The organism is Geminicoccus harenae (genome assembly GCF_019800005.1).
Classification (GTDB): Bacteria; Pseudomonadota; Alphaproteobacteria; order Geminicoccales; family Geminicoccaceae; genus Geminicoccus; species Geminicoccus harenae.
The window spans coordinates 17,500-43,906 of the sequence record NZ_JABGCL010000013.1; the positions used below are offsets into that span (position 1 = coordinate 17,500).

24 protein-coding genes and 1 pseudogene are annotated in these 26,407 nt (G+C 69.3%); 18 read left to right on the plus strand and 7 right to left on the minus strand.

What is annotated here, in order from left to right:
- Nucleotides 1-96: 96 nt before the first annotated feature.
- Complete coding sequence (locus tag HLA95_RS13885; protein WP_222183658.1) at nt 97-1,062, minus strand: PRC-barrel domain-containing protein; 966 nt, start codon at nt 1,060-1,062, stop codon at nt 97-99.
- A gap of 311 nt (nt 1,063-1,373) precedes the next feature.
- On the opposite strand from HLA95_RS13885, the gene HLA95_RS13890 reads away from it, so the two are divergent.
- From HLA95_RS13890 to HLA95_RS13915, 6 genes are all read left to right on the plus strand, one after another.
- Nucleotides 1,374-2,471: a sugar ABC transporter substrate-binding protein gene (locus HLA95_RS13890; RefSeq protein WP_191061353.1), complete on the plus strand. Its 1,098-nt coding sequence runs from the start codon at nt 1,374-1,376 to the stop codon at nt 2,469-2,471.
- 76 nt (nt 2,472-2,547) lie between these two features.
- Complete coding sequence (locus tag HLA95_RS13895; RefSeq protein ID WP_191061352.1) at nt 2,548-3,531, plus strand: ABC transporter permease; 984 nt, start codon at nt 2,548-2,550, stop codon at nt 3,529-3,531.
- Nucleotides 3,528-5,054 carry a sugar ABC transporter ATP-binding protein gene (locus HLA95_RS13900; RefSeq protein WP_222183659.1) on the plus strand — a complete coding sequence of 509 codons (1,527 nt, stop codon included), beginning with the start codon at nt 3,528-3,530 and terminating at the stop codon, nt 5,052-5,054. The genes HLA95_RS13895 and HLA95_RS13900 overlap by 4 nt, the downstream gene beginning before the upstream one ends.
- Nucleotides 5,055-5,070: 16 nt before the next feature.
- Nucleotides 5,071-6,021 (plus strand): ABC transporter permease, encoded by a 951-nt coding sequence (locus HLA95_RS13905; protein WP_222183660.1) that lies wholly within the window; start codon nt 5,071-5,073, stop codon nt 6,019-6,021.
- Between the two features lie 157 nt (nt 6,022-6,178).
- Nucleotides 6,179-7,069 carry a cation diffusion facilitator family transporter gene (locus HLA95_RS13910; protein WP_191061745.1) on the plus strand — a complete coding sequence of 297 codons (891 nt, stop codon included), beginning with the start codon at nt 6,179-6,181 and terminating at the stop codon, nt 7,067-7,069.
- A gap of 17 nt (nt 7,070-7,086) precedes the next feature.
- On the plus strand, nt 7,087-7,458 hold the full coding sequence (locus HLA95_RS13915) for a hypothetical protein (RefSeq protein ID WP_191061746.1): 372 nt from the start codon (nt 7,087-7,089) through the stop codon (nt 7,456-7,458).
- 15 nt (nt 7,459-7,473) lie between these two features.
- Here HLA95_RS13915 and HLA95_RS13920 read toward each other — a convergent pair whose 3' ends face one another.
- Nucleotides 7,474-8,166: a TetR/AcrR family transcriptional regulator gene (locus HLA95_RS13920; protein WP_191061747.1), complete on the minus strand. Its 693-nt coding sequence runs from the start codon at nt 8,164-8,166 to the stop codon at nt 7,474-7,476.
- A gap of 169 nt (nt 8,167-8,335) precedes the next feature.
- Between HLA95_RS13920 and HLA95_RS13925 the strand changes: the two genes are divergently transcribed.
- The 7 genes from HLA95_RS13925 (at nt 8,336) to HLA95_RS13955 (ending at nt 16,235) form a co-directional block, all read left to right on the plus strand.
- A complete protein-coding gene (locus HLA95_RS13925; RefSeq protein WP_222183661.1) occupies nt 8,336-9,199 on the plus strand; it encodes a sugar phosphate isomerase/epimerase family protein in 864 nt (287 codons plus the stop codon).
- Between the two features lie 193 nt (nt 9,200-9,392).
- Nucleotides 9,393-10,448, plus strand: a complete 1,056-nt coding sequence (locus HLA95_RS13930) for an aldo/keto reductase (protein ID WP_191059824.1) — start codon at nt 9,393-9,395, stop codon at nt 10,446-10,448.
- Nucleotides 10,449-10,746: 298 nt separating this feature from the next.
- On the plus strand, nt 10,747-11,556 hold the full coding sequence (locus HLA95_RS13935) for a carbohydrate ABC transporter permease (RefSeq protein ID WP_191059825.1): 810 nt from the start codon (nt 10,747-10,749) through the stop codon (nt 11,554-11,556).
- A gap of 25 nt (nt 11,557-11,581) precedes the next feature.
- Nucleotides 11,582-12,853, plus strand: coding sequence for an ABC transporter substrate-binding protein (locus tag HLA95_RS13940; RefSeq protein WP_223861521.1), 1,272 nt, complete (start codon nt 11,582-11,584; stop codon nt 12,851-12,853).
- 106 nt (nt 12,854-12,959) lie between these two features.
- Nucleotides 12,960-13,841 carry a carbohydrate ABC transporter permease gene (locus HLA95_RS13945; protein ID WP_191059826.1) on the plus strand — a complete coding sequence of 294 codons (882 nt, stop codon included), beginning with the start codon at nt 12,960-12,962 and terminating at the stop codon, nt 13,839-13,841.
- Between the two features lie 3 nt (nt 13,842-13,844).
- The gene (locus HLA95_RS13950; protein ID WP_191059827.1) at nt 13,845-14,912 is read left to right on the plus strand and encodes an ABC transporter ATP-binding protein; all 1,068 of its coding nucleotides are present in this window, start codon (nt 13,845-13,847) and stop codon (nt 14,910-14,912) included.
- Nucleotides 14,913-14,969: 57 nt separating this feature from the next.
- Nucleotides 14,970-16,235 (plus strand): DUF2254 domain-containing protein, encoded by a 1,266-nt coding sequence (locus tag HLA95_RS13955; protein WP_222183662.1) that lies wholly within the window; start codon nt 14,970-14,972, stop codon nt 16,233-16,235.
- Here HLA95_RS13955 and HLA95_RS13960 read toward each other — a convergent pair.
- On the minus strand, nt 16,216-16,989 hold the full coding sequence (locus tag HLA95_RS13960) for a 3-ketoacyl-ACP reductase (RefSeq protein ID WP_191061794.1): 774 nt from the start codon (nt 16,987-16,989) through the stop codon (nt 16,216-16,218). The genes HLA95_RS13955 and HLA95_RS13960 overlap by 20 nt on opposite strands.
- Nucleotides 16,986-18,128: an acyl-CoA dehydrogenase family protein gene (locus HLA95_RS13965; RefSeq protein WP_191061795.1), complete on the minus strand. Its 1,143-nt coding sequence runs from the start codon at nt 18,126-18,128 to the stop codon at nt 16,986-16,988. Before HLA95_RS13965 ends, HLA95_RS13960 begins: the two co-directional genes overlap by 4 nt.
- Before the next feature lie 152 nt (nt 18,129-18,280).
- Between HLA95_RS13965 and HLA95_RS13970 the strand changes: the two genes are divergently transcribed.
- Nucleotides 18,281-19,456 carry a benzoate/H(+) symporter BenE family transporter gene (locus HLA95_RS13970; protein WP_222183663.1) on the plus strand — a complete coding sequence of 392 codons (1,176 nt, stop codon included), beginning with the start codon at nt 18,281-18,283 and terminating at the stop codon, nt 19,454-19,456.
- Nucleotides 19,457-19,476: 20 nt separating this feature from the next.
- Here HLA95_RS13970 and HLA95_RS13975 read toward each other — a convergent pair whose 3' ends face one another.
- On the minus strand, nt 19,477-20,355 hold the full coding sequence (locus HLA95_RS13975) for an NmrA/HSCARG family protein (protein WP_191060097.1): 879 nt from the start codon (nt 20,353-20,355) through the stop codon (nt 19,477-19,479).
- A gap of 129 nt (nt 20,356-20,484) precedes the next feature.
- Here HLA95_RS13975 and HLA95_RS29140 point away from each other — a divergent pair.
- From HLA95_RS29140 to HLA95_RS29145, 4 genes and pseudogenes are all read left to right on the plus strand, one after another.
- Nucleotides 20,485-20,831 (plus strand): annotated as a pseudogene (locus tag HLA95_RS29140) (LysR family transcriptional regulator); the annotation flags it as partial.
- Nucleotides 20,832-20,930: 99 nt separating this feature from the next.
- Nucleotides 20,931-21,155 (plus strand): LysR substrate-binding domain-containing protein, encoded by a 225-nt coding sequence (locus tag HLA95_RS28260; RefSeq protein ID WP_255591958.1) that lies wholly within the window; start codon nt 20,931-20,933, stop codon nt 21,153-21,155.
- 105 nt (nt 21,156-21,260) lie between these two features.
- The gene (locus HLA95_RS13985) at nt 21,261-22,799 is read left to right on the plus strand and encodes an acyl CoA:acetate/3-ketoacid CoA transferase (protein WP_191060096.1); all 1,539 of its coding nucleotides are present in this window, start codon (nt 21,261-21,263) and stop codon (nt 22,797-22,799) included.
- A gap of 39 nt (nt 22,800-22,838) precedes the next feature.
- Nucleotides 22,839-24,440, plus strand: coding sequence for a GMC family oxidoreductase (locus HLA95_RS29145; protein ID WP_191060095.1), 1,602 nt, complete (start codon nt 22,839-22,841; stop codon nt 24,438-24,440).
- Here the strand turns inward: HLA95_RS29145 and HLA95_RS13995 are convergent.
- Complete coding sequence (locus HLA95_RS13995) at nt 24,379-25,149, minus strand: HAD family hydrolase (RefSeq protein WP_222183664.1); 771 nt, start codon at nt 25,147-25,149, stop codon at nt 24,379-24,381. The genes HLA95_RS29145 and HLA95_RS13995 overlap by 62 nt on opposite strands.
- On the minus strand, nt 25,146-26,324 hold the full coding sequence (locus HLA95_RS14000) for an MFS transporter (protein ID WP_255591974.1): 1,179 nt from the start codon (nt 26,322-26,324) through the stop codon (nt 25,146-25,148). The genes HLA95_RS13995 and HLA95_RS14000 overlap by 4 nt, the downstream gene beginning before the upstream one ends.
- Nucleotides 26,325-26,407: the final 83 nt, after the last annotated feature.

The following is a 26,407-nucleotide window of genomic DNA, read 5'->3' on the forward strand; positions in this document are numbered from 1 at the left end:
CATCTTGCCTGTTCCCGGGTGAATGCCCTTGCTGCGAGCAACGCCAGCGTCATGGGCCGGTTCCAGGGGTCTGGCCGGCCCGGTGGCCGCACCGGCCTATTGCTGCTGACCCTGCTGCGGCACGGCCTGCTCGCCCAGCGCCTGCGACCAGTACTGGTCCAGCTCCTGCGCGCCCTCGCCCTGCCCGCGGAACTCCGGCGCCTGCTCCATGGCGTCCTGGCTCACCGGCAGGAGGATGGTCTCCAGACCGGGCGTTGCCCGCAACTGGTTCCACGGCACCACCACGTCGCGTGTACCCAGGCCGAGGAAGCCGCCGGTCGCGACCACCACGTACCGGATCTGGCCGGTTTGCGGATCGAGCACGATGTCATCGACCTGGCCCAGATTCTCGTCCTGGGCGTTGCGGACATCGGTGCCGACCAGATTGTCGGCCTGGACCGAGGAAGTCACCTCATTGATCGGGCGCGCGTTCACGATCTGCTCCTGGCGCCAGCCGGTCACCTCGTCCGGGTTCACGCCCAGCTCCTGCAGCCGTCCGACATATTCCTGATAGATCGTCTGGGTGGCGTTCAGCACGGTCTGGCAGCCCTGCTGGTCGCCGCGCTGCGCCAGGATGCCGGCTGCCCGGTAGAGCGTGCCGATCTCCTCGGACGGCCGCGTCTGCCAGCCCGTGTCACCCCACGGGCTGACGGGTGCCTGGGACGGCATCCCGGCCTCCTGGCCCGCACCGGCGGCGGTCCCGTCGACCGGCGGCGGTGTCGTCGCAGCCGTCCCGCCGCCCGCCGGTGGCGCGTCGACCGCTGGCGGGACATCGGCCGGCGTGGCACCACCGGCCGGCGCCGCGGCACCCGCACCCAGCCCGCCGCGCCAGCCCGAGAGCCAGTAACCCTCCTCCTGCATCCGCTGGCCGAGCGCCTGCAGGTCGTCGCGGCACTGCTGCGCCTGGGCGGCGCCGTCCGCCGTCGGCTGGGGCGCTGCCTCCTCGGTCTGCGCCAGGGCCACGCCGGCCGAAGCCGCAGTCAGCAGCGCAGCAGCGGAGACGCTCATCAAGTACATCTTCATGGCCTGCCCTTTCCGGTAAGGTATTCGTTCAGTGCTCCTTAAGCGGCACCCGACTTCCCAAACGAACACGGCTTACCAGGTTCCAAAAATTTCTTCATGTATACATGTCATCATCATCATCATGCTCCGGGCCGCCCGCCTGCGGCTTCGGGCCTCCGCCGGCAGACGGCCCCCACGGGCGAATTCGCGACGTGGAGGGAGACGGCCAGCGGGCATCGGCGGCGCGTTCGCGCTTGCGCCACAAGTAACCAACCGGTTATGTAGCTGCACCGCTTGCGGTCATGACAGAACGAATCAGGGAGGCGAGACCGATGGAATCGCTCGGGAGCATCTTCGAACGGGCCAAGCTGGAGCGGCGCCGGCTGCTCCTCACCTCGCTGGCGGGCCTGGGTGCCGCCGGCATGACCGGTCTCGCCGGCAGGCGCGCCTTCGGCCAGGACCAGCCGCAGCTCGCCAACTCGCTGCGCTCGCTCACCAACCCCTACCATGCCTCGTTCGCCAAGGGCGGCGAGATGTTCGCCCAGTCGGTGGGTGCGCCCTACGAGGTGCTGGTCACCGAGGGCAACAGCGAGAAGGGCATTTCCGACGTCCGCGCACTGCTCGCCAAGTCCGGCGGCAACCTGGCGCTGTGCATCGATCCGAACGACACGCCGGACACCCGCGTGATCGTCGAGGCCTGCGCCAAGGCCGGGGCGTCCGTGGTGACGATCTGGAACAAGCCCGCCGACCTGCACCCCTGGGACTTCGACCCGAACTACGTCGCCCATATCAGCTTCGACGGCGCGCCCTACGGCAAGCAGATGGCGGAGACGCTGATCGAGAAGATGGGTGGCTCGGGCGGCATCGTGGCACTGGGCGGCATCTTCAACAACACCCCGGCGATCGAGCGCAAGCAGGGCCTGGACGAGGCGCTGGCCGCCAATCCCAATGTCCATCTCCTGGACTTCCAGGTGGCCGACTGGCTCGAGACCAAGTCCTTCGAGATCACCCAGGCCTGGCTCACCCGGTTCGGCTCGGACATCAAGGGCATCTGGGCCGCCAATGACGGCATGGCGCTGGGTGCGATCGAGGCGCTGCGCGCCGAGGGCCTGGCAGGCTCGATCCCGGTCACCGGCATCGACGGCATCCGGCAGGCGGTCGACGCCGTGAAGTCCGGCGAGATGGTCGGCACGGTCGACTGGGATCCGATCTGGGTCGGCGGCATGGGCCTCTCGATCGCCTATCACGCCCACACCAAGAAGATCGACATCGCCAAGGAGCCGCATCTGCACCGCGAGTTCTACGGGACCGGCGTGCCGATCACCTACAAGAACGTCGACGAATACATCGCGAACTACATCGACAAGACCCCGACGATCGACTGGAACGATCTGTGGGGCCGGGTCTCCGGCCAGATCCGCGCCGGCTGAGCCCCACCTTCGCCGGCGGCCGCCCCGCCGGCGAAGGCCTTCCTGTTCCGTCACAGATCAGGTCAGCGAACCTTAGATGGCCGCCTCCGCTATCCGACTGCCGCCCGCCTCGCGGATCGAGAGACTGCGCGCGTTCACTCCGGTGATCGTCCTGGTGGTCGTCTTCGCCGTGATCGGGGCGATCGCCCCCGCCTTTTTGTCGATCGACAATCTGGTGCGGATCATGAACGCCTCGGCGATCCCGCTCTGCCTGGCGCTGGGCGCCACCTTCATCATCCTGATGGGCTCGATCGACCTGTCGGTCGAAGGGGTGGTGGCCATGGGTGCCGTGCTGACGGCGCTGCTGGTCCAGAACGGCGCGAATGCGAACGATCTGGGCTTTCTCGCCATTCCGCTCGTGCTGCTGATGGGGGCGGCGTTCGGCTTCGTGAACGGCGTCGTCCATGTGAAGCTGCAGATCCCCTCCTTCATGGTGACGCTCGGCATGAGCTTCATCGCAATCGGCATCGCCACCGTGATGCTGGCCGGCGAGCGGGTGCGGATCACCGACACGACCTTCCGCGAGCTGGCGCTCGGCCGGGTGCTGGGCATCCCGATGGGGGTGTGGGTGGCGCTCGCGGCGACGCTGGTGGCCTATGTGATCCAGACCCGCACCCGGCTCGGTCGCTGGATCTTCGCCGTGGGCGGCGGCGAGGACATCCTGCGCCTGACCTCGGTGCCGGTCGGCCGCGTGCGGATCCTGGCCTTCACCCTGGCCGGCGTCTTCTACGGCCTGGGCGGCATCCTGTCGGCCGCGCAGCTCGGCCAGGGCCACGCGCTCATGGGCCAGGGCCGCCTGTTCACCACCATCACCGCGGTGGTGGTCGGCGGGACCTCGCTGATGGGCGGCCAGGGCGGCGTGCAGAACACGCTGGTGGGCGTGCTGATCGTGGTGGGCCTGGCCAACGGCATGGTGCTGATGGGCGTGCCCCCCTATGTCCAGACCGGCGTGCAGGGCGTGCTGATCATCGCCGCGGTGGCACTCGCGGTCGACCGCAGCCGGGCGAGGATCATCAAATGAGCGCTGGCGGCCGGACGGCGGCACTGGAGCTGGTGGGCGTCGACAAGCGCTTCCCGGGCGTCCACGCCCTCAAGAATGTCAGCCTGGAGGTGCGTCCGGGCGAGGTGGTCGGGTTGATCGGCGAGAATGGCGCCGGCAAGTCGACGCTCATGAAGATCCTGTCCGGCGTCTACCAGCCGGACGGCGGCGAGATCCGCCACGACGGCAGGAAGGTCGTGCTGCGCAGCCCGATCGACGCGGCGGCCACCGGCATCGGCATGGTCCACCAGGAACAGTCGCTCCTGACCAACCTGACGGTCGCGGAGAACATCTGGCTGGGCAAGGAGAAGCCGTTCCTGAAAGGCCGGCTGATCGACCACAAGGCCATGGCCGCGGCGGCGCGCCGCCAGCTCGAGAAGGTCCAGATCGACATCGACCCCACGGTCGTCACCGAGAAGCTGAGCTTCGCCCAGCGGCAGATGGTCGAGCTCGCCAAGGTGCTGACCCTCGAGGAGGAGATCGAGGGCCATCTGGTCATCATGCTGGACGAGCCGACCTCGGTGCTGGAGCAGGCCGAGATCGACATCCTGTTCGCCAGGGTGCGGGCACTGCGCGACCGCGCCTCGTTCGTGTTCGTCAGCCACCGGCTCGACGAGATCCTGGACCTGTCGGACCGCGTCTACGTGATGAAGGACGGCGCGGTGGTGGCCGAGATGCCGTCGGCCGACGCCGACACCGAGAAGCTCCATTCCCTGATGGTCGGCCGCTCGCGCAATGCCGAGTACTACAAGGAGAACCGGCAGAAGCCGTACCGGCCCGAGGTGGTGATGGCGGCGAGCGGCCTGACGCTGGCCGGCGCCTATGAGGGGGTCGATTTCGAGCTGCATGCCGGCGAGGTGCTGGGCATTGCCGGGGTGATCGGTTCCGGCCGCGAGGAGCTGGCCCGCACGCTGGGCGGCCTGGCCCCGGCAACCGGCGGCACGCTCACCGTGTTCGGCCGGCCGGCACGGCTGGCCACGCCCGGCGAGGCCGTGTCGCTCGGCATCGGCTACGTGCCGCGCGAGCGCCGGGTCGAGGGGATCGTGGGCTTCCTGCCGGTGGTCGCCAACATCACGCTGGGCAACCTGCGCGCCGTGACCAGAGGCGGACTGATCGACCATGCCAAGGAACGCACGACCGCCGAGACCTGGGTCAAGCGCCTGGCGATCAAGACGCCCACCATCCGCACCCTGGTCATGAACCTGTCGGGCGGCAACCAGCAGAAGGTGGTGCTGGCCAAGTGGATCAATGCCGGGGCGAAGATCATCGTGCTGGACCACCCGACCCGCGGGCTGGACGTCGGCGCCAAGGAGGAAGTCTACGAGCTGGTGCGCTCCATCACCGCGGAGGGCGTGGCCGTGATCCTGACCTCGGACACGCTGGAGGAGACCATCGGCCTGTCGCACCGGATCATCGTGATGAAGGACAAGCGGGTGACCGAGCGGTTCGAGGCCATGCCGGGCGGCAAGCCCGACCAGCTCGACCTGATCCGGCACATGGTCTGAAGGGAGTGACCGGCCGATGAATCCCGCTGTCGCCGCCCGCCTGCGCGACGTTGCCCCGATCCTCACCCTGATCCTGCTGGTGCTGGTGGTCGGCATCGGCAGCCGGGGCTTCCTGTCGCCCGAGACCCTGCTGGTCCTGGCCGCCGACACCTCGACCCTGTTCATCATGGCCGCCGGCATCACCTTCGTGATCCTCCTGGGCGGCATCGACCTGTCGGTGCAGGCGGTCGCCAGCATGAGCAGCGTGGTCATGGCCCTGCTCCTGCCGAGCCTGGGCTATGGCGCCTTCCCGGCTGCCCTGGCCGCCGGCGCCCTGCTGGGTCTGGCCAACGGCCTGGCGTTCACCCGGCTGCGCGTGCCCTCCTTCATCAGCTCGCTGGCGGTGGGCGGCATCGCCACGGCACTGGCCCTGGCCTTTTCGGGCACGCGCTCGATCCCGATCGGCGAGGAACTGCGCCACGCCTATCTCTGGTGGATCACCGGCCGGATGCTGGGCATCCCCGCCGAGATCTGGCTGGGCCTGATCGTGCTGGCCATCTGCCTGTTCGTGGAGCGCTACACCCTGTTCGGCCGCTGGAGCCTGGCAGTGGGTGCCGGCGAGCCGGCGGCGGTCGCCTCGGGCGTGCCGGTGGCGCTGGTCAAGCTCCTGGCCTGCGTCGTCTCGGCCACGCTCGCCGCCTTTGCCGGCATGGTGCTGGGCGGCCGGCTGGTCGCCGGCTCGCCGACCCTCGCCAACGAGTTCCTGCTGCCGGCCGTGGCCGCGGTGGTGGTGGGCGGCACCGCGCTCACTGGCGGGGTCGGCAGTGTCTGGCGCACCCTGATCGGCGCGCTGATCGTCTCGGTCGTGCGGGTCGGCATGACCTTCCTGGGGGTGGACGTGTTCGTCCAGCAGATCGTGCTGGGCATCGTCCTGATCCTGGCGGTCTGGATCACGATCGACCGCGCCAAGATCCCGATCGTGAAGTGATACGATCGTGAGGTGACTCCGATCCCGAGGTGAGTTGAGGCAAGGCTAACAAGGTTGCGGTTGTCGCTCTGGGCCGCTCTGGCTATTGGCGGCCGACACCTGTGGCTGCGCAGTCCAGCCGCGCCGCCCCGACAAGCTGCCTCGGATATTTTCGTCAATGGATCGCCCGCTCAGGCTCGCGCTCGGGAGCATCGCCATTGGCGTGATCGTCCTCGGGCTGAAATACTACGCCTACCTCATCACCGGGAGTGTGGCGCTCTACTCCGATGCGCTGGAGAGCATCATCAACGTCGCCACGGCGGTCGCTGCGTTCTTCGCGGTGCGCCTGGCGGCGGTGCCGCCCGATGCCAACCATCCTTACGGCCATTACAAGGCCGAATATCTCTCCGCCGTGCTCGAAGGCGTGCTGGTCATCCTGGCCGCCCTGTCGATCCTGCGCGAGGCATATGCCGGCTGGCTGGCGCCCGCCCCGCTGGACGCGCCCTGGCGCGGCCTCCTGATCAACGGCTTTGCCGCCGCGATCAACGCGGTCTGGTGCTCGATCCTGTTCCGCTACGGACGGCGCTGGCGCTCGCCGGCCCTGGTCGCCGACGCGCGGCATCTTTGGACCGACGTGATCAGCTCGGCCGGCGTGATCCTGGGCGTGGCGCTGGTCCCGTTCACCGGCTGGGCCCGGCTGGACGCGGTGCTGGCGGCCCTGGTCGCCCTGAACATCCTGTGGGCCGGCTGGCGGCTGATGCGGGAATCGATCGGCGGGCTGATGGACGAGACCGTTTCGCCGGAAACGCTCGCCCATGTGCGCCAGGTGATCTCGCAGCATGCGGAAGGTGCCCTGGAGGCACACGACCTGCGCACCCGCCATGCCGGGCGGATGATCTTCCTCCAGTTCCACCTAGTGGTGCCCGGCTCCATGACGGTGTCCGAATCGCACGCCTTGTGCGACCGGATCGAGGCCGCCCTGCGCGAAGGCCTGAAGGACGTCGTCATCGATATTCATGTGGAACCGGAGGAAAAGGCGAAGCATCCTGGCGGCGTCCCGGTGCTTTGACCTCGAGGAGATCCGGATTGTCCGCCCGTCATCGTCCGCAGGCCCGCATCCTCGCCTGCGGTAGCCTGATGCTGGCCTTGGCCGGCTGCAGCCTGACTGCCCTCAACGAGCCGCTCAACTTCGCGACGGCCTGCCGGACCGACACGGCACTCGAGATGGCGCAGCGCTCGAGCACCGGCGAGGGCGTGGTCGACCCGATCCTCGGCAAGGTCGCCGAGCTGGTGGTCCTGAAGGATGCCGGCCGGACCACCGCCTATACCCGGGCGCGCGACAAGCTGCTGGCCGGGTATGAGAGCATGACCGCCGCACAGATCGACGAGGCGGTCGATTCCAAGGTCAAGGAGATCCGGGAGGCCCGGGCACGCGCCACCGGCAAGGCGGCCTGCTGACCGGTATCTCCTGCCTCAGGGGCGGCGCAGGTAGCTCAGGATCGTCTCGACCATGACCACGCGCCGCTTCTCCATCTCCGGCTCCGCACCCAGGTCGACCCCGTAGATCACCGAGAGCGTCCAGCGGTTGTTGAGATAGTAGAAGCCCAGTGCCGCGATCGAGATGTAGAGTTGGTTCGGGTCGATGCCGTCTCGGAACACGCCCTGGCGCACGCCGCGCTCCAGCAATTCGCCGATCAGCGCCACGAACGGCGAGTGCATCTCGCGGATCTTCTTGCTGCGCTTGAGGTAGCGCGCCTGGTGGATGTTCTCCGTCACGATCAGGCGCAGGAGCTCCGGGTTCTGCCGGTAGTAGTTCCAGGTGAACTCGATCAGGGCCACGAACGCGTCCTCGGGCTCACGCCCGGCGAAGTCGACCAGCCGCTCGGCCCGGCGCAGGTCGCCATAGGCCTCCTCCAGCACGGCGAGGTAGAGCTCCTCCTTGCTCTTGAAATAGTGGTAGATCATCCGCTTGTTGATCTTGGCCCTGGTCGCGATCGCATCGACCCGCGCCCCCGCCAGCCCTTTTCGGGCGAACTCGCTCTTGGCGGCGGCCAGGATCCGCGCACTGGTCAGCTTGGGGTCGCGCAGGCGCAGCGCCTTGGCGGATCGCCCTTCGCCCTTGCCCTTGCTCAGGGTGGCCGGCTCGGCCTCGCTGCTGCGCGTCATGCGCCGTCTTCCTCGTTTCCGTGGCCGCGGTTCGCACAGGTCCCGCCGTGCGCAAGCCTAGCAACTCGCCGCGCGACGGTCTTGTAGGAACGAACCAGTCCGTTACCTTGGCGGTCAGGATGGCCGGCCGGACGCGCCGGCACCACCCCCGACGGAGGCACGACCAGGCATGGTCACGACGCCCGTGCGGCGCTGCCGGCTCGCACTCAACACCGCCACGCTGGGCTTCAGGCACACGCTGCCGGAGATCGTGGCGGCGCTGGCCGGCCGCGGCATCACGGGCATCGCGCCGTGGCGGCGCGAGCTCGCCGACACGCCACCGGTCGAGGCCCGCCGCCGCTTCGAGGATGCCGGCCTCGCCGTCACCTGCCTGTGCCGGGGCTCGTACCTGACCTTCGCCTCGGAGCAGCAGCGCACCGCCATCCTGGAGGACAACCGCCGTGCCATCGACGAGGCGGCGGCACTGGGGGCACCCGTGCTGTGCATGGTGGTGGGCGGCCTGCCCGAGGGGATGCACGACCTCCGCCTGGCACGGCGGCAGGTCACCGAGCAGCTCGCCGCCCTCTTGCCCCATGCCCGGGCGCACGGGGTAAGGCTGGCACTGGAGCCCCTGCACCCGATGTACGCGGCCGACCGCTCCTGCGTCTCGACCCTGGTGCAGGCGCTGGACATCTGCGACCAGGTCGGGCCGGAGCTGGGCGTGATGATCGACGTCTACCATCTCTGGTGGGACCCGGACTTCCAGGCAGGCCTCGCCCGTGCCGGGGCCGACCGGCTGCTGGGCTGGCAGATCTGCGACTGGCGGGTGCCGACCCGCGACCTCCTGCAGGACCGGGCGATGATCGGCGACGGGGTGATCGATCTGGCCCGGATGCACCGGGAGGTCGCCGCCGCCGGCTGGCGGGGCATGGTCGAGGTCGAGATCTTCTCGGCGCTCGACTGGGACCAGCGGCCGATGACGGAAACGCTGGACGTGCTGTGCGCCCGCTTCGACCGGCTCGCACTCCCCGACCCGGCCGATCTGCTGCCATAGCGGCGGCGCCGTCCAGCACGGGCGGCCGCGGCAACAGGCGGGCAGGATTTCGTTGATGACCGACGCTCGGCACACACCTGCCGCCAGATCGGCCTGAGCGGGCTGCCCCGGCGACGGTGGTGGCACGACGTCGGGTGATCGGGCTAGATCGGTCTGCCGGTGCCAGCCGGACCATCCAGGGAAGTCGCGCCTCATGCAGTATCGCCAGCTCGGCCGGTCCGGCCTTCGCGTCTCCGTCCTGACCCTCGGCACCATGACCTTCGGCGGTGCCGGCAGCTTCGCCAAGACCGGGTCGACCGATGCCGCGGGTGCCCGCCGCCTGGTCGACCTTTGCCTCGAAGCTGGGGTGAACCTCTTCGACACCGCCGATGTCTATTCCCGGGGGCAGTCCGAGGAGATCCTGGGACAGGCGGTGCAGGGCCGGCGCGACCGGGTGCTCCTGACCACCAAGGCGCGCTTTACGATGGGCGACGGGCCCAACGACGCCGGCTCCTCGCGCCAGCACCTGATCCAGGCCTGCGAGGCGAGCCTGAAGCGCCTCGGCACCGACTATCTCGACCTCTACCAGCTCCATGAATGGGACGGGCAGACCCCGCTGGACGAGACCCTGCGTGCCCTGGACGACCTCGTCCGCGCCGGCAAGGTGCGCTATGTCGGCGTGTCGAACTTCTCGGGCTGGCACCTCATGAAGATGCTGGCCACTGCCGAGGCCGGCCATCTGATCCGGCCGGTCAGCCAGCAGATCCACTACACGCTGCAGGCGCGCGAAGCCGAGCACGAGCTGGTGCCGGTTGCCGTGGACCAGGGGGTGGGCATCCTGGTCTGGAGCCCGCTGGCCGGCGGCCTCCTGACCGGCAAGTACCGGCGCGGTCAAACGATGCCGGAAGGGACGCGCCACCTGGCCAACTGGGGCGAGCCGCCGGTCCATGACCAGGACCGGCTCTACGACATCGTCGACGTGCTGGTGGAGCTCGCCGATGCGCGGGGCCTGCCGCCGGCCCAGCTGGCGCTGGCCTGGCTGCTGGGCCGGCCGGGCGTGTCGTCGCTGGTGATCGGCGCGCGTACCGAGGAGCAGCTCCTGGCCAACCTCGCCGCGGCCGATCTGGAACTCAGTGCGGAGGAACGCCGCCGCCTGGACGAGGTGAGTGCCGTCCCCCTGCCCTACCCCTACTGGCACCAGGCCAAGACGGCCAAGGACCGCCTCTCGCCTGCCGACCTGACGCTGCTGGGGCCATACCTGCCCGGCTGACCGAGGCATCCGGAACAAGTGCCGTCCCTGCCGGGCGGACAACCGGATGCTCCTAGCGGTGCCGTGGATCGTGCGCAGGCGGACTGCCTAGCGGGTTCGGCCGCCATAAGCACGGCGTGTATCCGGTAAACTGCGCTTGGCAGCAGGCCGGGCGTCATGTCATGACAGCTTGGCAAGCCGGTCATCGCGTGTGGTGGTTCCGGCAGCCAGCGGGGGCTGGATCCGTGCGCGCGTTTCTCGTCCATCACGGCCGCCGGGCGGCCGGGTGCGGTGTGGCCCGGGGTCAGAGGAGCGGCGCGTGCGCTGGCTGAGGCGGGCGGCCCCGCATCTGGTCCTGATCCCCTTCTCGCTGGCCGTCGTCCTGCCGCTGCTCTGGCTCCTGCGGGTCAGCCTCACCGACCGGCGCACCGCCTACCAGATCCCACCCGAATGGAGCACGCCGCATCTCGGCAACTATGTCGAGATCTTCACGGCCTACCCGTTCGCGACCTGGTTCTGGAACAGTCTGAGTGTGGCGCTGCTCTCGACGGCGGTGGCATTGCCGCTCGCGACCATGCTGGCCTTCGCCTTCGCCCGCTACAACAGCGGCGGCGCACCGCTGCGCCTGTCGATCCTGGCCAGCCAGATGCTGCCGCCGATCGTGATGGTGTTGCCCCTGTTCGCGGTGTTCCTGGGTGCTGGCCTGCTGAACAGCCGCACCGCCGTGGTCATCGCCCATGTCGGCATGAACCTGCCCTTCCTGGCCTGGATGATGATCGCCTTCTTCGAGGGCGAGGTGCGCCAGCTCGAGGAGGCGGCGCGGGTCGAGGGGGCCACGCGCTTCCAGGCCTTCTGGAAGGTGGCGGTGCCGGTGGCGGCCCCGGGCCTGCTGGCAGCGGCCCTGCTGGCCTTCATCATGTCCTGGAACGAGTTCCTGTTCGCCCTGATCCTGACCGGCAAGCGCACCGCCACGCTGCCGGTCGGCCTGTCCACGCTCGACACCCATCGCGGCGTCGAGATCGCCCTGCTGGCCGCCGCCAACATGGTCGCGATCCTGCCGGTCTTCCTGATGATGCCGTTCCTGCGGCGCTATCTGATCAAGGGTTTGTCGCTTGGTGCATTGAAGTAATCACGAGTTTTCGGGGGAGCCCATAATGAAGAAGTTCCTGCTGGCGAGCAGCATGCTGATCGCATCCGCGTTCGGTGCGGAGGCGCAGACCATCAACATCCTGATGGAAAGCGTGCCGGACACCCGCTACGTCCAGGAGATGCTGCCGGAGTTCAAGGAGAAGACCGGCATCGACGTGCAGCTCGAGGTCGTGAACTACGCCGAGATGCACACCAAGCTGGTCCCGCAGCTGGTGGCACCCGAGGGCTCCTACGACGTCATCATCGTCGACTTCTACTGGGTCGGCGAGTTCACCAAGGCCGGCTGGCTGCAGCCCTTGGACGAGCGGATCCAGGCCGACGAGTTCCCGGTCGACAACTACATCCCCTCGATCATGGACCTGACCGGCAAGGTCGACGGCACCACCCTGATGCTGCCGTTCTACAACTACGCCATGGGGCTGACCTACCGGAAGGACCTGCTGGAGGACCCCAAGCACCAGGAGGCGTTCAAGGCCAAGTATGGCCGCGACCTGAAGGTCCCGACCGAATGGCCGGAATATCTGGACCAGGTGAAGTACTTCTCCGAGGACGCCGGGATCGAGGGCTTCAAGGGCGTGGTCAACCAGGGCCAGCGCCCCGACCCGATCTCGATGGAATGGTCGAACTACCTGTTCGCCAATGGCGGCCGCTACTACGACCCGGAGACCTGGCAGCCGACCCTGGCGACGCCGGAAGGCATCGCGGCGCTCACCCAGTACCGCGACAGCATCCAGAAATACGGCCCGATCGGCGCTGCCAACTTCAGCTTCGACGACGCCTTCAACGTCGCGGCGCAGGGCAAGGCCTATTCCTACCTGACGTTCAACATGTTCCGCCCGGTCTATGACGATCCGGCCAGCTCGCAGGTGGTGGGCAAGATGGAGATCGCCCCGGTGCCGGGCGGCGGGATGAACGGCTCCTGGGGCTGGGCGATCCCGAAGTCCTCGCCCGATCCGGACGCGGCCTGGGAGTTCATCAAGTTCATCGAGAGCCCGGAGATCGCCAAGAAGCGTGCCCTGCTGGGCGGTGCCGCCACGCAGAAGCAGATCTACGAGGACCCGGAGCTGATCGAGAAGTTCTCCTACTACCCGCAGCTCGGCGAGCTCTTGGCCTATGCCCAGAACTTCCCGGTCTTCACCTACACCCCTGAGTTCGTGGACGTGCTCGGCCGCGAGCTTAGTCTGGCAGTGGCCGACGGCAAGGACCCGAAGGAGGCGCTGGAGCAGGTGGACAAGGACTTCGCCGAACTTCTGCGCAAGGACGGCAAGCTGCAGTGACCTTCCTGGGAGCTGCCGCCGATAAGGGTGCAGCTCCCGCGTCTCTGTCCGGCCCGCCCCCGCGGTGGACGGTCATCCCCGCCCCCAGCCCGAAGACAAACCGTTCATGACCGCCGCGATCGCGCAGCGTGACCGCTGGTTCGGCTTCGCCATGACCCTGCCGGGCCTCCTGGCCCTGCTCCTGGTCGTGTTGTTCCCGATCCTGTTCACGCTTTGGACCAGCACCTCCGACTTCACCCTGCTGAAGCCGTCCAACGACGCCTTCCTCGGCCTCTCCCACTACACCCAGGCCTTCGCCACGCCCGAGTTCCGCCACGCATTGTCGGTGACCCTGGCCTTCGTGGTCGCGGTGGTGGTCCTGGAGTTCCTGGTGGGCTTCGCGGTGGCGCTGGCGCTGGACAAGGTCGAGCACGGCAAGGCCGTCTATTACGTGATCCTCCTGTTCCCGCTCCTGATGAACCCGATCGTGGTCGGCCTCATCTGGAAGATGTTCCTCCATCCCACGCTCGGCATCGTCAACTACGTGCTGAGCCTGGTGGGCATCCCGCCGGTGGACTGGCTGGGCGTGCCGGACAACGCGTTCTGGACGGTGGTGGCGGTCGACATCTGGCACCAGGTCTCGTTCATGATCGTCCTGCTCCTGGCCGGGCTCGCCGCCCTGCCCAAGGAGCCGTACGAGGCGGCGCGGCTGGAAGGGGCCGGCACGATCCGCTGCTTCTTCTGGATCACCCTGCCCTTGATGCGCCCGGTCATCGTGGTGACGCTGCTGATCCGGCTGATCTTCGCGGTGAAGACCTACGACATCATCTACATCATGACCCGCGGCGGCCCCGGACAGGCCACCGAGCTGGTCAGCTACTACATCTACCGCCGCGCCTTCGTCGGCCTGGACGTGTCCCAGGCCAGCGCCATGGCGGTCATCCTGCTCCTGGTGGTCCTGGCCCTCACCGCCTGGCTCCACCGCTACATGCGCTCTTTGGCCCAATAGACCATGACCGAGATCCGCCTCGCCAACGTCACCAAGACCTATGCCGGCGGCCAGACCGCCGTGGACGCGGTCGACCTCACCATCCATGACGGCGAGTTCTTCGTCCTGCTGGGCCCCTCGGGCTGCGGCAAGTCGACCACGCTGCGCATGATCGCCGGGCTGGAGCCGATCTCGTCCGGTGACCTGTTCATCGGCGAGCGCCGGATGAACGAGGTCGACCCCAAGGACCGCGACCTGGCCTTCGTCTTCCAGAACTACGCCCTGTTCCCGCATTTGACCGTGAAGGGCAACCTGACCTTCGGCATGAAGCTGCGCGGCGTGCCGGGGCCGGAGCAGGAGCGGCGCCTGGCCGAGGTCACCGCCATGCTGGGCCTCGCCCCCTATCTAGACCGCAAGCCCGGCCAGCTCTCGGGCGGCCAGCGCCAGCGCGTGGCGCTCGGCCGAGCACTCCTGCGCGACCCGGTGGCCTTCCTGCTCGACGAGCCGCTCTCCAACCTGGACGCCAAGCTGCGCGCGCAGATGCGTACCGAACTGGTCAAGCTGCACCGCCGGGTCGCCCGCACCATCATCCACGTCACCCATGACCAGATCGAGGCCATGACCATGGCCGACCGGATCTGCATCATGCAGGACGGCAAGGTCGCCCAGGTCGGGGCGCCGATGGAGGTCTACCGCAACCCGGCCAATACCTTCGTCGCGACGTTCACCGGCAGTCCGCCGATGAACCTGGTGCCGGGCCGGCTGGAGCATGGTGCGGTGCAGTTCGCCGGCGCCAGCCTGCCGGTCGACGTTCGTGCTTCCGGCGGCGACGTGACGGTGGGCTTCCGGCCGGAGGATCTGAGCCTGGTCGCCGCCCCGGCAAGGCTGCCGATCAACGCCGAGGTGGTAGCGGTGGAGACGCTGGGTGCGGACGCGATCCTGGTCGCCAGCCTGATCGGCGGCCAGGAGGTCGGGATGCGGGTCCCGGCCGATACGGCGCTGAGCCCAGGCCAGCCGATCGCGGTCCATCTCGACCCGGACCGGCTGCGCCTGTTCGATCCTGGCAGCGGCAAGACGCTGCCCCGTCGCTGACCCGGGCGATCTCGGCTATCAGGCAACGGGACCACTCCTGACCGGGGCACCTGCCTGATGCCGTCGCGCTGGAAATGGCTGCTCATCCATTACGGGCGGCAGCTCTGGGTGCGGGCATTGCTGTTCGCGCTGGTCGGGCTGCTGAGCGCCCTGGCCGCGGCCGTGATCAGCCCGATCGTGCCGGCCGGCTGGGCCGCCGCGGTGGGCGCGGATTCGCTCGACAACATCCTGGGCATCCTCGCGTCGAGCCTGCTGGCGGTCGCCACCTTCTCACTGTCCACCATGGTCGCCGCCTACGGCTCCGCGTCCAGCGGCACCACGCCCAGGGTGGTCCAGCTGCTGATGGCCGACAGCCGGGTGCAGAACGCGATCGCCACCTTCATCGGCGGCTTCCTGTTCAGCCTCGTCGCCATCATCGCGCTCGCCACCGGCCTGTACGGCGAGGACGGCCGGATCGTCCTGTTCGCGGTCACGATCGTCGTGGCCGCTCTGATCGTGATCACCTTCATCCGCTCGATCGAGCACGTCTCCCGGCTGGGCCGGGTGAGCGACGCGATCGACCGGGTCGCGGCCACGGCCATCCGGGTCTTGTCCGAGCGGCGTGCCGATCCCTGGCTGGGCGGCCAGCCGCGCGGCGGGCGGTTGCGGCCGGGCTTTCCCCTGTTCACGGACAGGATCGGCCACGTCCAGCACCTCGACATGGCGGCACTCCAGGCGGTCGCCGCGGCAGCGGACGGCGAGGTGCATGTCGAGGCGCTGCCCGGCAAGTTCATCGACCCGTCGCGGCCGATCGCCTGGACCAGCTTCGCGCCGGACGACGCGGCCCGGGACCGGTTGCGCGACGCGTTCACCATCGACCGGCACCGCTCCTACGACCAGGACCCGCGCTTTGGCGTGGTGGTGCTGGCCGAGATCGGGGCCAAGGCCTTGTCCACCGGGATCAACGATACCGGGACGGCGATCGAGGTGCTGTCCGCCCTGGTCCGGGTCCTTGCCGCCTGGCTGGCGCCGGTGGACCAGCCGGAGGTGCGGTTCGATCGGGTCTTCCTGCCCGAGGTCGCGGTCGAGGACCTGTTCGAGGACGCCTTCTACGCGATCGGCCATGACGGTGCCGCGGCCCTGCCGGTCGGCATCAAGCTGCAGAAGACCCTGGCCATCCTCGGCCGGCTGGGCGACGACCGGGCGGTTGCCGCCGCCCGGCACCAGTCGCACCTGGCCCTGGCCCGCGCCAAGCTGGTGCTGCGCCTGCCGGACGACGTGGAACGGCTGGCCGCGACCGCCGTCGAGCTGCGCCAGCCGGCGGTCAGAACCGCTTCATCGTGAGCCCGCCATCCACGGCGATCGCTTGGCCGACCGTATAGGGCAGGTCGCCCGCCGCCAGGGTCGCGATGCACCGGCCGACCTCCTCCGCCTCGCCCCAGCGCGGCATCGGCGCGCCGTCCTGGGCGAAGAAGGCATCGTACTTGGCGGTCGAGGGGGCGGTCATCGGCGTGCGGATGATGCCCGGGCGGATCTCGTAGACGCCGATCCCGTGCGGGGCCAGGCGGGCGGCGAACAGGCGAGTGACCATGCTGGCCGCGGCCTTGCTGACGCAGTATTCGCTCCGGTTGAGCGAGAGCGCCTCAACATTGCTCGACGTGGTGACGACGATCGAGCGGTGCCGGTCCGGCAAACCGTCGCTCGCCAGCAGATGGCGGGCGACGTGCTGCAGGAGGAAGAACAGGCCGCGCGTGTTGACCGACATGCAGCGGTCGAAGCTCTCCACGCCGACATCGAGCAGGTCGCCCCGGACCATGACCGACACGCCGGCATTGGCGACCAGGCAGTCCAGGCGGCCAAACGCTTCCAGCGCCTGGGCGAGCAGGGCCGGCTGGCCTTCCAGGTCGGCGACGTCACCATGCACCACCGCTGCCCGTCCGCCGGCGGCCGTCACCGCCTGGCGGGCCTCCTCCGTATCGTCGGCCCGGGTTCGTTCGTGCAAGACCACGTCGAAGCCGCGGCCGGCCAGCGCCACCGCTGCGGCCTTGCCGATGCCACGGCCGGAGCCCGTGACCCAGGCGACGGGACGGCCGTTCACGAGGCCGCTCCCTTCAGGAGCTCGCGGGCGATGATGGTGCGCTGGATCTGGTTGGTGCCCTCGTAGATCTGGCAGATCTTGGCGTCCCGGTAGAGCCGCTCCACCTCGTAGCCCTTCACGTAGCCGGTCCCGCCGAACACCTGCACCGCGTCGGCCGAGCGCGCCACCGCCACGTCGCCGGCCATGCACTTGGCCATCGAGCAGGCCATGTTGGCGCCGGGATCGCCGTTCTCCAGCTTCACCGCAGCGTCCCAGGTGAGCAGGCGCGCTGCCTGGATGTCCTTGGCCATGTCGGCGAGCAGCCATTGCAGCCCCTGAAACTCGGCGATCGGCTGGCCGAACTGGCGGCGCTGCCTGGCCTGGGCGAGTGCCGCCTCCAGCCCGGCCTGGGCGATGCCCACGGCAAGGGCCGCGATACCGACCCGGCCCTTCTCCAGCACGCTCATCATGATGTGGAAGCCCCGCCCTTCCGGCCCCAGCAGCGCGTCCTCGGGCAGCTCCACCCCGTCGAAATGCAGGGCACCCACCGGCGAGCCGCGCTGGCCCATCTTGTGCTCCTTGGCCCCGCGCGAGAAGCCGGGGCTGGTGGCGTCCACGATGAAGATGCTCATGCCCCGGTGGCCGGCCGCCTTGTCGGTGCGGGCCAAAACCACGGCGAAGTCGCAGACCGGGGCGTTGTGGATCCAGAGCTTGCCGCCATCCAGCCGCCAGCCGCCCGGGACCCGGGTAGCCGTGGTGCGGATCCCCGACACGTCGGTGCCGGCATCGGCCTCGGTGATCGCATAGGCCGGCCGCAATTCAGCACGCAGGGCCGGACCCAGCCAGCGCTGGCGCTGGGCATCGGTGCCGTAGCGGGTGAACAGCGTGCCGATCAGTTCCAGCAGGCCGCACTGGTCGGCCACCGAGGCATAGCCCTTGGACAGTTCCTCCATCACCACGGCGTAGGAGAGCACGTCCATCCCTGCCCCGCCCAGCTCCGCCGGCACGGTGATGCCGAACAGGCCGAGCTCGGCCATCTGCCGGTAGATCTCGGCAGGGAAGCGCTCGGTCTCGTCCAGCTCGCCGGCGACCGGGCGGATCACCTCGGCGGCGAAGCGGCGCACCGCGTCCTGCACCTCGCGATGTTGCTCCCCCAGCATGCCCGCCTCCCCGGCTCGTTCGCGAAGTAAGTAACCGGTTGGTTATCTGCCCCGAACCGGCCGCGCACGCAAGCCGGCAGCGGATTGCCGGATCGCATCGGTGGGCGCAAACACCCGAGGGACCGCCGGTACGGAGCGACACAAGAGCGATGATGACCGCCGAGACTTCCCGGGCCAGCCTGCTGCAACCGGTCACGGCCGGCCTGCTCGCCGCGATCGTGGGCTTTGGCAGTTCCTTCCCGATCGTGCTCCAGGGCCTGGCCGCGGCGGGCGCCAGCCCGGCGGAGGCCGCGTCCGGCCTGATCGCGCTCTCGGTCGTGATGGGGCTGCTCGGCATCCTGCTCAGCCTGCGCACGCGCATGCCGATCTCGGTCGCCTGGTCGACCCCCGGTGCGGCCCTCCTGGTCGCGACCGGCATGCCCGAGGGCGGGTTCGCCGCTGCGGTCGGCGCGTTCCTGGTGGCGGCCCTGCTGGTCGTGCTGGCGGGAGTTTGGCGCGGCTTCGGCCGTGCGGTGGCGGCCATCCCGGCCCCGCTGGCCAACGCCATGCTCGCCGGCGTGCTGCTCGACCTCTGCCTCGCACCGGTGCGGGCGGTCGGCGCCATGCCGGCCCTGGCCCTGCCGATCGTGCTGGTCTGGGCGCTGGCCTGGCGGTTTGCCCGGCTCTGGGCCGTGCCGCTGGCGGTCCTGGTGACGGCCGTCATCGTGCTGGTCTGGACACCCGTTCCCGAGGGTGCCATGGCCGACATCCTGCCCCGCCCCGTCCTGGTCATGCCCGTCCTGTCGCTGGATGCGATGATCGGCATCGGCCTGCCCATGTTCCTGGTCACCATGGCCTCGCAGAACGTGCCGGGCCTGGCCGTGCTGCGGGCCAATGGCTACCAGCCGGACGTCCAGCCGATCTTCGTGACCAGCGGGCTCGCCAGCATGGTCACCGGCCTGTTCGGCGGCCATCTGGTGAACCTCGCCGCGATCACCGCAGCCTTGTGCGCCGGGCCGGAGGCGCATCCCCATCCTGGACGGCGCTGGATCGCCGCGGTGGCCAACGGTATCGGCTACGTGCTGCTCGGCCTGTTCGCCGGCTTCGCCGCGGCCTTCATCGCCGCCTCCCCGCCTTTGCTGATCCAGGCCGTGGCGGGTCTGGCCCTGCTGGGTGCCCTGGCCAGTGCGATGTCCGGAGCGCTTGCCAAGGAGAGCGAGCGGCTGCCGGCGATCATGACCTTCGTCACCACCGCGTCGGGCGTATCCTTCTTCGGCATCGGTGGTGCCTTCTGGGGCCTGCTCGCCGGCGGGGCGATGCTGTTGCTGGCGCGCGGCACGGCACGCTGAGCCTTGGGCACCCCGCAGGATCAGCCCTGGAGCCACGCCTTCGCCATCTCCTGGGCGAAGGCGCGGTAGGTTCGCAGCGGCCGGCCCAGCATGGTCTCCAGGATCGGCACCGTTTCCGGTCCGGCGACCATGCCGTGCCGGTGAAAGGCGTCCAACATGATCCGCATGTCGCGCGCGGACCAGGCTGGCGAGAACTGCCGGAACATCGCTTCGGCGGCGTCCAGATCATTGCCGGCACTGGCCACTTCCCGGCCCAGTGTTTCCGACCAGATCCGCGCGACCTCACTGCCGGTCAGCCGGTCCGGGCCAACCACGGAGATCGTGCAGCGGGGCAGTGGCCCCTCCGCGTTCTCGCGCCGCAGCAGCTCCAAAGCTGCCACCTCGGCGATGTCGCGCGCGTCGACCATGTTGAGGCCGACCTCGCCGATCGGCATCGGATACACGCCCTGGCCGACAATCATGTCCTTCAGCATCACGTCGTTCTGGAAGAAATAGGCCGGGCGCAGGATGGTCGCGGGAAGATCGGCGTCCTCGATCATCCGCTCGACCTGATACTTGCCGGTGAAGTGCGACACGGCGGTGAAGACGGAGCCGTTGAAGACCGAGAAGTACACGATCCGCCGGACGCCGGCCTCGCGGGCCAGATCGAGCGTGAGGAGCGCCTGGGTGAGCTCATCGGGCACCACGGCATTGATGAGGAAGAGCGTGTCGACGCCCTGCAAGGCTGCCTGCATGGCATCGACGTCCATCATGTCGCCCTGGACCTGCTGCACGCCCGGACGTGCCTCGGTAGTCGTCCTGCCATGAACCAGGGCACGGATCGCTGCACCCCGCCGGGACAGCTCGTCCACGACCAGCGATCCGATCTTGCCCGTGCTGCCGGTCACTAGAATGGTCATCCCGTTCTCCATTCCCGACTTGGAAGGATTTGTCGCAGCGGTCGCCCGCTCGTCCGATGACATAGACGCCAGGCTGCGGCGCATGCAGGTACCAGGGGCGGGACGGGTCGTTTCGTGGATGGAACGCAGATGGACCTCGTGGCGCTCGCCGACTTCAACGCCGTCGCCAGTTCCGGCGGCTTTGCGGCGGCCAGCAGGACCACCGGCATTCCCAAGGCCACGCTGTCACGCCGGATCCGCACCCTGGAGGCCGAACTGGGGACGCGTCTGTTCGAGCGGGGCGGGCGCGAGCTCCACCTGACCGAGGAGGGCCTGGTCCTGCATCGCCGGATCGGGCCGCTGCTCGCCGAGCTGGTGCAAAGCGGCGAGGAGATCAGTGGTCGCTCCGGGGTGCCACGCGGCAGGCTGCGCGTCAGCGTGCCGGTTCTTCTGGCGAATCTGGTGATGGGGCGGATCGCCGCCGGGTTCGTGGCCGCCTTTCCGGAGATCGACCTCGAGATCATCGCGGAGGATCGCGCGGTCGATCCGGTCGTGGAAGGCTTCGACGTCGTCATCCGCGCCTGCGGGTGTCCTCGATGTCCCTGGCACATCAGGCAGCGCTCCATGCAGCTGGCGCTGCCATCCTGCCGATGGCGATTGCCCGGCCGGACATCGAGGCCGGCCGGCTCAGGCTCTGGGGTGGGCTGCACGGCCGCGGTGCCGAAACCTGGATCCTGTACGCATCGCGCCGGCTCCAGCCGAAGAAGGTCGGGGCCTTCGTCCGCTTCGTGCGCGAGGCCTTTCCCGACCAGCATCTCTAGCCGCCCACCTCCTGCATCGCCGCAGCCGCCATCCCCTTGTCGGGCCTGCCACAAGTATGTAACTAGATAGTTCAATAATGACGGGCCGCACGCAGGGAGCCGGGCTTGGACAAGCGGATCGATGCCGACGCGGTGGCGGCCACGATCGAGGATGGCGCCACCATCCTTCTGGCGAGCTCGGGCGGCGGGCTAGCCGAGGCCGACCATGTCTATGCCGCGATCGAGCGGCGATTCCTCAAGACGGGTCACCCGCGGGACCTGACCGTGGTTCATGCGCTCGGCATCGGCGACGGCAAGGAGAAGGGCCTGAACCGGTTCGCCCATGAGGGCATGGTCCGGCGGGTGGTCGGCGGGCACTGGTCCTGGTCGCCCAGGATGCAGGCGCTGGCCGGGGCCGAGCTGATCGAGGCCTTCGTGCTGCCTGCCGGCTGCATCGCCCTGCGCAACCGCGAGGTCGGTGCCGGCCGGCCAGGGCTCATCACCCATGTGGGCCTCGGCACCTTCGCCGACCCGCGACTTGCCGGCGGGGCCGCCAACGAGCGTGCCCGGCGATCCGAACAGCCGCTGGTCGAGCTCATCGAGATCGGCGGCGAGGAGAAGCTGCGCTACCTGCCGTTCCGCGCCGACCTCGCCATCGTCCGCGGCTCGATCGGCGACCCGGCCGGCAATGTCAGCTTCGTCCACGAGGCGGCCGAGCTCGACATGCTGGCGGCGGCCAGTGCCGCCCATGCCACGGGCGGGCGGGTGGTCGCCCAGGTCGGCGAGCTGACGGAGCGCCACGCCCTGCTCGCGCGCCAGGTTGCCCTGCCGGGCATCCTGGTGGACCATGTCGTCCACTGCCCGGACCAGCAGCAGTCCTATATCGGCCGGTTCGACCCGGCGATGAGCGGCGAGGTGCACCGGCCGGACGACGAGCCGCCGCTCGACGAGCAGCCGGTCTTCGGGCCGCGCCTGATCATCGCCCGGCGGGCCGCCCAGGAGACGCGGGCCGGCGCCTCGGTCAATTTCGGCTACGGCATCCCGGGCGCCATCCCGGGCGTGCTGCGCCAGCAGGGCCTGATGCGAACGCTCTGGGTCACCGTCGAGCAGGGCATCCACAACGGCGACCTCTACGACGACTTCATGTTCGGGGCCGCCCGCTATCCCGAGGCGATCGTCAGCTCGACCCGGCAGTTCGACTTCTACTCGGGCGGCGGCATCGACGTGGGCTTTCTCGGCATGGGCGAGCTGGACCGGGACGGCAACGTCAATGTCAGCCGGCTGGGCAGCCGCATCGTGGGCCCCGGCGGCTTCGTCGACATCAGCCAGAACGCCAAGGAAGTGGTGTTCTGCGGCACGTTCGACGCCAAGGGCACGCGCTATCGCCATGAGCCCGGCCGGCTGGTGCTGGAGGCGCCGGGCGAGGTCCGCAAGCTGGTCGACCAGGTCCGCGAGATCACCTTCTCCGGCCATTACGGCCGGGTGCGCGGCCAGAAGGTCCTCTACGTCACCGAGCGCGCGGTGTTCCGACTGGCGCCGGACGGGATCGAGCTGATCGAGGTGGCGCCGGGCATCGACCCGAAGGCGGACGTGATCGAGCAGATGGGCTTCGTCCCGCAGGTCGCGAACGAGCTGCGCACCATGCCTTCGGCACTGTTCGACTGAGCAGCCGGCCAGCACAGCAACCAGGGGGGAAGCGGTAACGTGCGGAGCTACGACTATGTCATCGTCGGCGGCGGCAGTGCCGGCTGCGTGCTGGCGGCCAGGCTGTCGGAGCTGCCGGACGTCCGCGTGCTCCTGCTGGAAGCCGGCCCGCCCGACCGCGACCCCTACATCCACATGCCGGTGGGCTTCGGCAAGATGACCGGCGGCGGGCTGACCTGGGGCTATGCCACGGCACCGCAGAAGCACTGCAACAACCGGGAGATCCCCTACGCCCAGGGCCGGGTGATCGGCGGCTCCAGCTCGATCAATGCGCAGATCTACACGCGCGGCGTGCCGGCCGACTATGACCGCTGGGCGTTCGAGGAAGGCTGCCCCGGCTGGTCGTTCGCCGAGATCAGGCACCTGTTCCTCCGCGCCGAGGACAACGACACGTTCGCCGGCGAGTGGCACGGCATCGGCGGGCCGCTGGGCGTATCCCAGCTCCAGCCCCATCCGCTCACCCGCGCCTTCGTCCAGGCCTGCCAACAGGCGGGCATCCCCTACAACCCGGACTTCAACGGCAAGGCGCAGGCCGGCAGCGGCGTCTACCAGACCACGATCCGGCACGGGAAGCGCTGCTCCGCCGCGGTGGGCTATCTCCATCCGGTGCGCGGCCGCCCCAACCTGGACGTCATGACCGACTGCCGGATCACCAGGATCCTGGTCGAGCATGGCCGGGCGGTGGGCGTGCGCTTCCTCCACTTCAACAATGAACAGGAGGTGCGGGCCGAGCGCGAGGTGCTGCTCTGCGCCGGAGCGATCGGCTCACCCAGGCTCCTGATGCTCTCCGGGATCGGCCCGGCCGACGAGCTGCGCCGGCACGGGATCGAGGTGGTGCACGACCTGCCGGGCGTGGGCCAGAACCTCCACGATCATTACGGCACCGACGTCATCTACGAACTGCACGACCAGGTCAGCCTGGACCGCTACAAGAAGTGGCACTGGATGATGTGGGCCGGACTCGAATACAAGCTGTTCGGCAAGGGGCCGGTCGCCTCCAACATCGTGGAAGGCGGCGCCTTCTGGTTCGCCGAACCCGATGCGCCTACCCCCGACATGCAGTTCCACTTCCTGATCGGGGCGGGCGTGGAGGCCGGTGTCGCGGCGGTGCCGTCCGGTGCCGGCGTGACCATGAACAATTACTGCCTGCGGCCCCGCTCGCGCGGCAGCGTCACCCTGCGCTCGAGCGATCCCATGGCCCCGCCGGTGATCGACCCGAACTACCTGGCCGAGCCCTACGACCTGAAGGTCTCGATCGCGGGGCTCAAGAAGATGCGCGAGATCATGGCGCAGCCGGCCTTCGCCAAACTGGTCAAGCGCGCCCACCATCCGGCCGATCTGAAGGACGACGGGGAGGCCGAGGCATTCCTGCGCCGCTCCGGCCGCACCTCCTACCATCCGGTCGGCACCTGCAGGATGGGCCAGGACGAGCGGGCGGTGGTCGACCCGGAGCTCCGGCTGCGCGGCATCGACGGCCTGCGCGTGTGCGACGCCTCGATCATGCCGAGCATGATCGGCTCCAACACCAACGCGCCCACCATCATGATCGGAGAGATGGCGGCGGACCTGATCCGGGGCAATCGGCGCCAGGCAGCCGCCTGAGCACGTCAGGCAGTTCGCGGAGCGAGCGGAGCGTCAGAAAGGGGATTCCGCCCGGGTCGCCCACCTGCTCGTGCGCCCAGGTCAGGTGGTAGGGAACGTAACATGCGAGCCCGCCCAGCTCCGACACCGGCAGCACGTCGGAGCGCAGCGAGTTGCCGGCCATGACGAACTCCTCCGGTGCCACGCCGTGGCGGGCGAGCAGGCGGCGATAGGCGTGGGTGTCCTTCTCCGACAGGATCTCGATCCGGTCGAAGCGCTCGGCCAGGCCGGAGCGGGCGATCTTGCTCTCCTGGTCGAACAGGTCGCCCTTGGTGACCAGCCAGAGCTCGCAGCCGGCCTGGCGCAGCGCCTCGATCGCCTGCTCGGCCCCGCCGATCAGCTCCACCGGATGGTCCAGCATCGCCCGGCCGAAGCGCAGGAGCTCGGCGATGTCGCCGGCCGGGATCCGGCCCCCGGTCGCCTCGATCGCGGTCTCCACCATGGACAGGACGAAGCCCTTGATGCCGTAGCCGTAGGTCTTGAGGTTGCGCCGTTCGGTGTCGAGCAGCCAGGCATCGATCCGCTCGGGCGGCAGGTCGACATGGCGCAGCAGGAGGGCGCGGAACCGCTCGTGCGAGGTCACGAACATGGTCTCGTTGTGCCAGAGCGTATCGTCGCCATCGAGCGCCACGACCCGTGGCCGCGCCTGCAGCCGGTCCATCATGCTCATGGGCATCCCTCCAGGAATGGCCGGCCAGTATCGGGCATGGCCGGGCGCAGTGCTGCCCGCATCAGGAGGAGGCAGGCGAGCGAGGCGAGGCCTCCGGCCAGTGCCGCGCCCGGCCACCCCCACCATGCCGCCAGCAGGGCGTAGACCGGCGGGCCCAGCAGCGAGCCGCTGGCCCCGAACTGGGTGAGCAGGCCGCTGGCGCCGGTGAGCCCTTCCCTGCCCGCCACCTCCGGCAGCAGTGCGAAGGCCAGGCCGGGAAAGATCCCGGAGACGGCATTGAGCAGGATCGCCAGCGTGGCCGCGACCGCCAGGCCCGGTTCTGGCCGGAACAGGAGGAACAGGAGGGCTGCCGGCAGGAGGAGGGCCAGCGCCAGGAGCGGGCCGGTGCCGGACCGCTGCCGCCGGCGGTGCCAGGCGGCGACGATGCTGCCCACCAACGTCGCGAACGAAGCAAGCCCGGTCACCAGGCCGGCGAGCCCCGTGCCGGCCCCCGTCTGCTCGACCAGGAAGCTCGGCAGCAGCGCCAGCATGCCGACCTCGAACAGGGCATAGCAGCCGAAGGCGGCCGAGAGCGCCCAGGCGCGCGGCGCCAGCCGACTGCGTGCCGCTTGCGGCGATCTCACCGGCTCCGCCGGTGCCGGAACTACCCAGGTGGCGAGGCAGGCAAGGCCGGCCGCCGCCGCGATCGCCAGCAGCGAGACCCGCCAGGACCAAAGCTCGGCGAGCAGCCCGGCCGACATGGCCCCCAACGCCACGCCCACCGGCACGAAGCTGCTCCACAAGGCGAGCGCGCTGCCCCGGTCCGCTTCCCGGGCGCTGTGGAAGATCAGGACCGGGGCCGCCACCACGATCGCCAGGTAGCCGACGCTCTCCAGGGCGCGCCAGGCGAGCAGCCCGCCCGAACTGGTGCCAAGCCCCTGGCCGAGCCCGGCCACCGTGAGCAGTGCCAGGCCCGCCACGACGCTCCGGCGCAGCCCCAGCCTGGCGACGATCCGGCCGGCCGCCAGGCCCAGCAGGGCGCCGGCCAGCTCCAGGAGCGAGATCACCATCGCCACCGAGGCCAGCGGGAGGTCCAGCGCCTGGCCGATCGGCGTCGCCAGGGCCGACAGCTTGCCGAGCTGGGCTGCCGCCAGCACGCCCACGGCGTAGAACCACCCGATCCGGAGCCAGGTCATCACGTTCACTGCAGCGTTGGTTGTCCGGGCTCGGCTTGCCACGCAGGCGGCCAGGATGCAGCGCATAACTTATGCGCTCCGTC

What these genes read in the sequence shown, in the direction of transcription:
- HLA95_RS13900 (WP_222183659.1), top strand. Translation starts at nt 3,528, where the DNA reads ATGAGCGCTGGCGGCCGGACGGCGGCACTGGAGCTGGTGGGCGTCGAC.
- HLA95_RS13955 (WP_222183662.1), top strand. Translation starts at nt 14,970, where the DNA reads ATGCCGTCGCGCTGGAAATGGCTGCTCATCCATTACGGGCGGCAGCTC.
- HLA95_RS13945 (WP_191059826.1), top strand. Translation starts at nt 12,960, where the DNA reads ATGACCGCCGCGATCGCGCAGCGTGACCGCTGGTTCGGCTTCGCCATG.
- HLA95_RS13895 (WP_191061352.1), top strand. Translation starts at nt 2,548, where the DNA reads ATGGCCGCCTCCGCTATCCGACTGCCGCCCGCCTCGCGGATCGAGAGA.
- HLA95_RS13950 (WP_191059827.1), top strand. Translation starts at nt 13,845, where the DNA reads ATGACCGAGATCCGCCTCGCCAACGTCACCAAGACCTATGCCGGCGGC.
- HLA95_RS13940 (WP_223861521.1), top strand. Translation starts at nt 11,582, where the DNA reads ATGAAGAAGTTCCTGCTGGCGAGCAGCATGCTGATCGCATCCGCGTTC.
- HLA95_RS14000 (WP_255591974.1), bottom strand. Translation starts at nt 26,324, where the DNA reads ATGACCTGGCTCCGGATCGGGTGGTTCTACGCCGTGGGCGTGCTGGCG.
- HLA95_RS13970 (WP_222183663.1), top strand. Translation starts at nt 18,281, where the DNA reads ATGACCGCCGAGACTTCCCGGGCCAGCCTGCTGCAACCGGTCACGGCC.
- HLA95_RS13965 (WP_191061795.1), bottom strand. Translation starts at nt 18,128, where the DNA reads ATGCTGGGGGAGCAACATCGCGAGGTGCAGGACGCGGTGCGCCGCTTC.
- HLA95_RS13995 (WP_222183664.1), bottom strand. Translation starts at nt 25,149, where the DNA reads ATGAGCATGATGGACCGGCTGCAGGCGCGGCCACGGGTCGTGGCGCTC.
- HLA95_RS13885 (WP_222183658.1), bottom strand. Translation starts at nt 1,062, where the DNA reads ATGAAGATGTACTTGATGAGCGTCTCCGCTGCTGCGCTGCTGACTGCG.
- HLA95_RS13925 (WP_222183661.1), top strand. Translation starts at nt 8,336, where the DNA reads ATGGTCACGACGCCCGTGCGGCGCTGCCGGCTCGCACTCAACACCGCC.
- HLA95_RS28260 (WP_255591958.1), top strand. Translation starts at nt 20,931, where the DNA reads ATGTCCCTGGCACATCAGGCAGCGCTCCATGCAGCTGGCGCTGCCATC.
- HLA95_RS13920 (WP_191061747.1), bottom strand. Translation starts at nt 8,166, where the DNA reads ATGACGCGCAGCAGCGAGGCCGAGCCGGCCACCCTGAGCAAGGGCAAG.
- HLA95_RS13905 (WP_222183660.1), top strand. Translation starts at nt 5,071, where the DNA reads ATGAATCCCGCTGTCGCCGCCCGCCTGCGCGACGTTGCCCCGATCCTC.
- HLA95_RS13910 (WP_191061745.1), top strand. Translation starts at nt 6,179, where the DNA reads ATGGATCGCCCGCTCAGGCTCGCGCTCGGGAGCATCGCCATTGGCGTG.
- HLA95_RS13890 (WP_191061353.1), top strand. Translation starts at nt 1,374, where the DNA reads ATGGAATCGCTCGGGAGCATCTTCGAACGGGCCAAGCTGGAGCGGCGC.
- HLA95_RS13930 (WP_191059824.1), top strand. Translation starts at nt 9,393, where the DNA reads ATGCAGTATCGCCAGCTCGGCCGGTCCGGCCTTCGCGTCTCCGTCCTG.
- HLA95_RS13975 (WP_191060097.1), bottom strand. Translation starts at nt 20,355, where the DNA reads ATGACCATTCTAGTGACCGGCAGCACGGGCAAGATCGGATCGCTGGTC.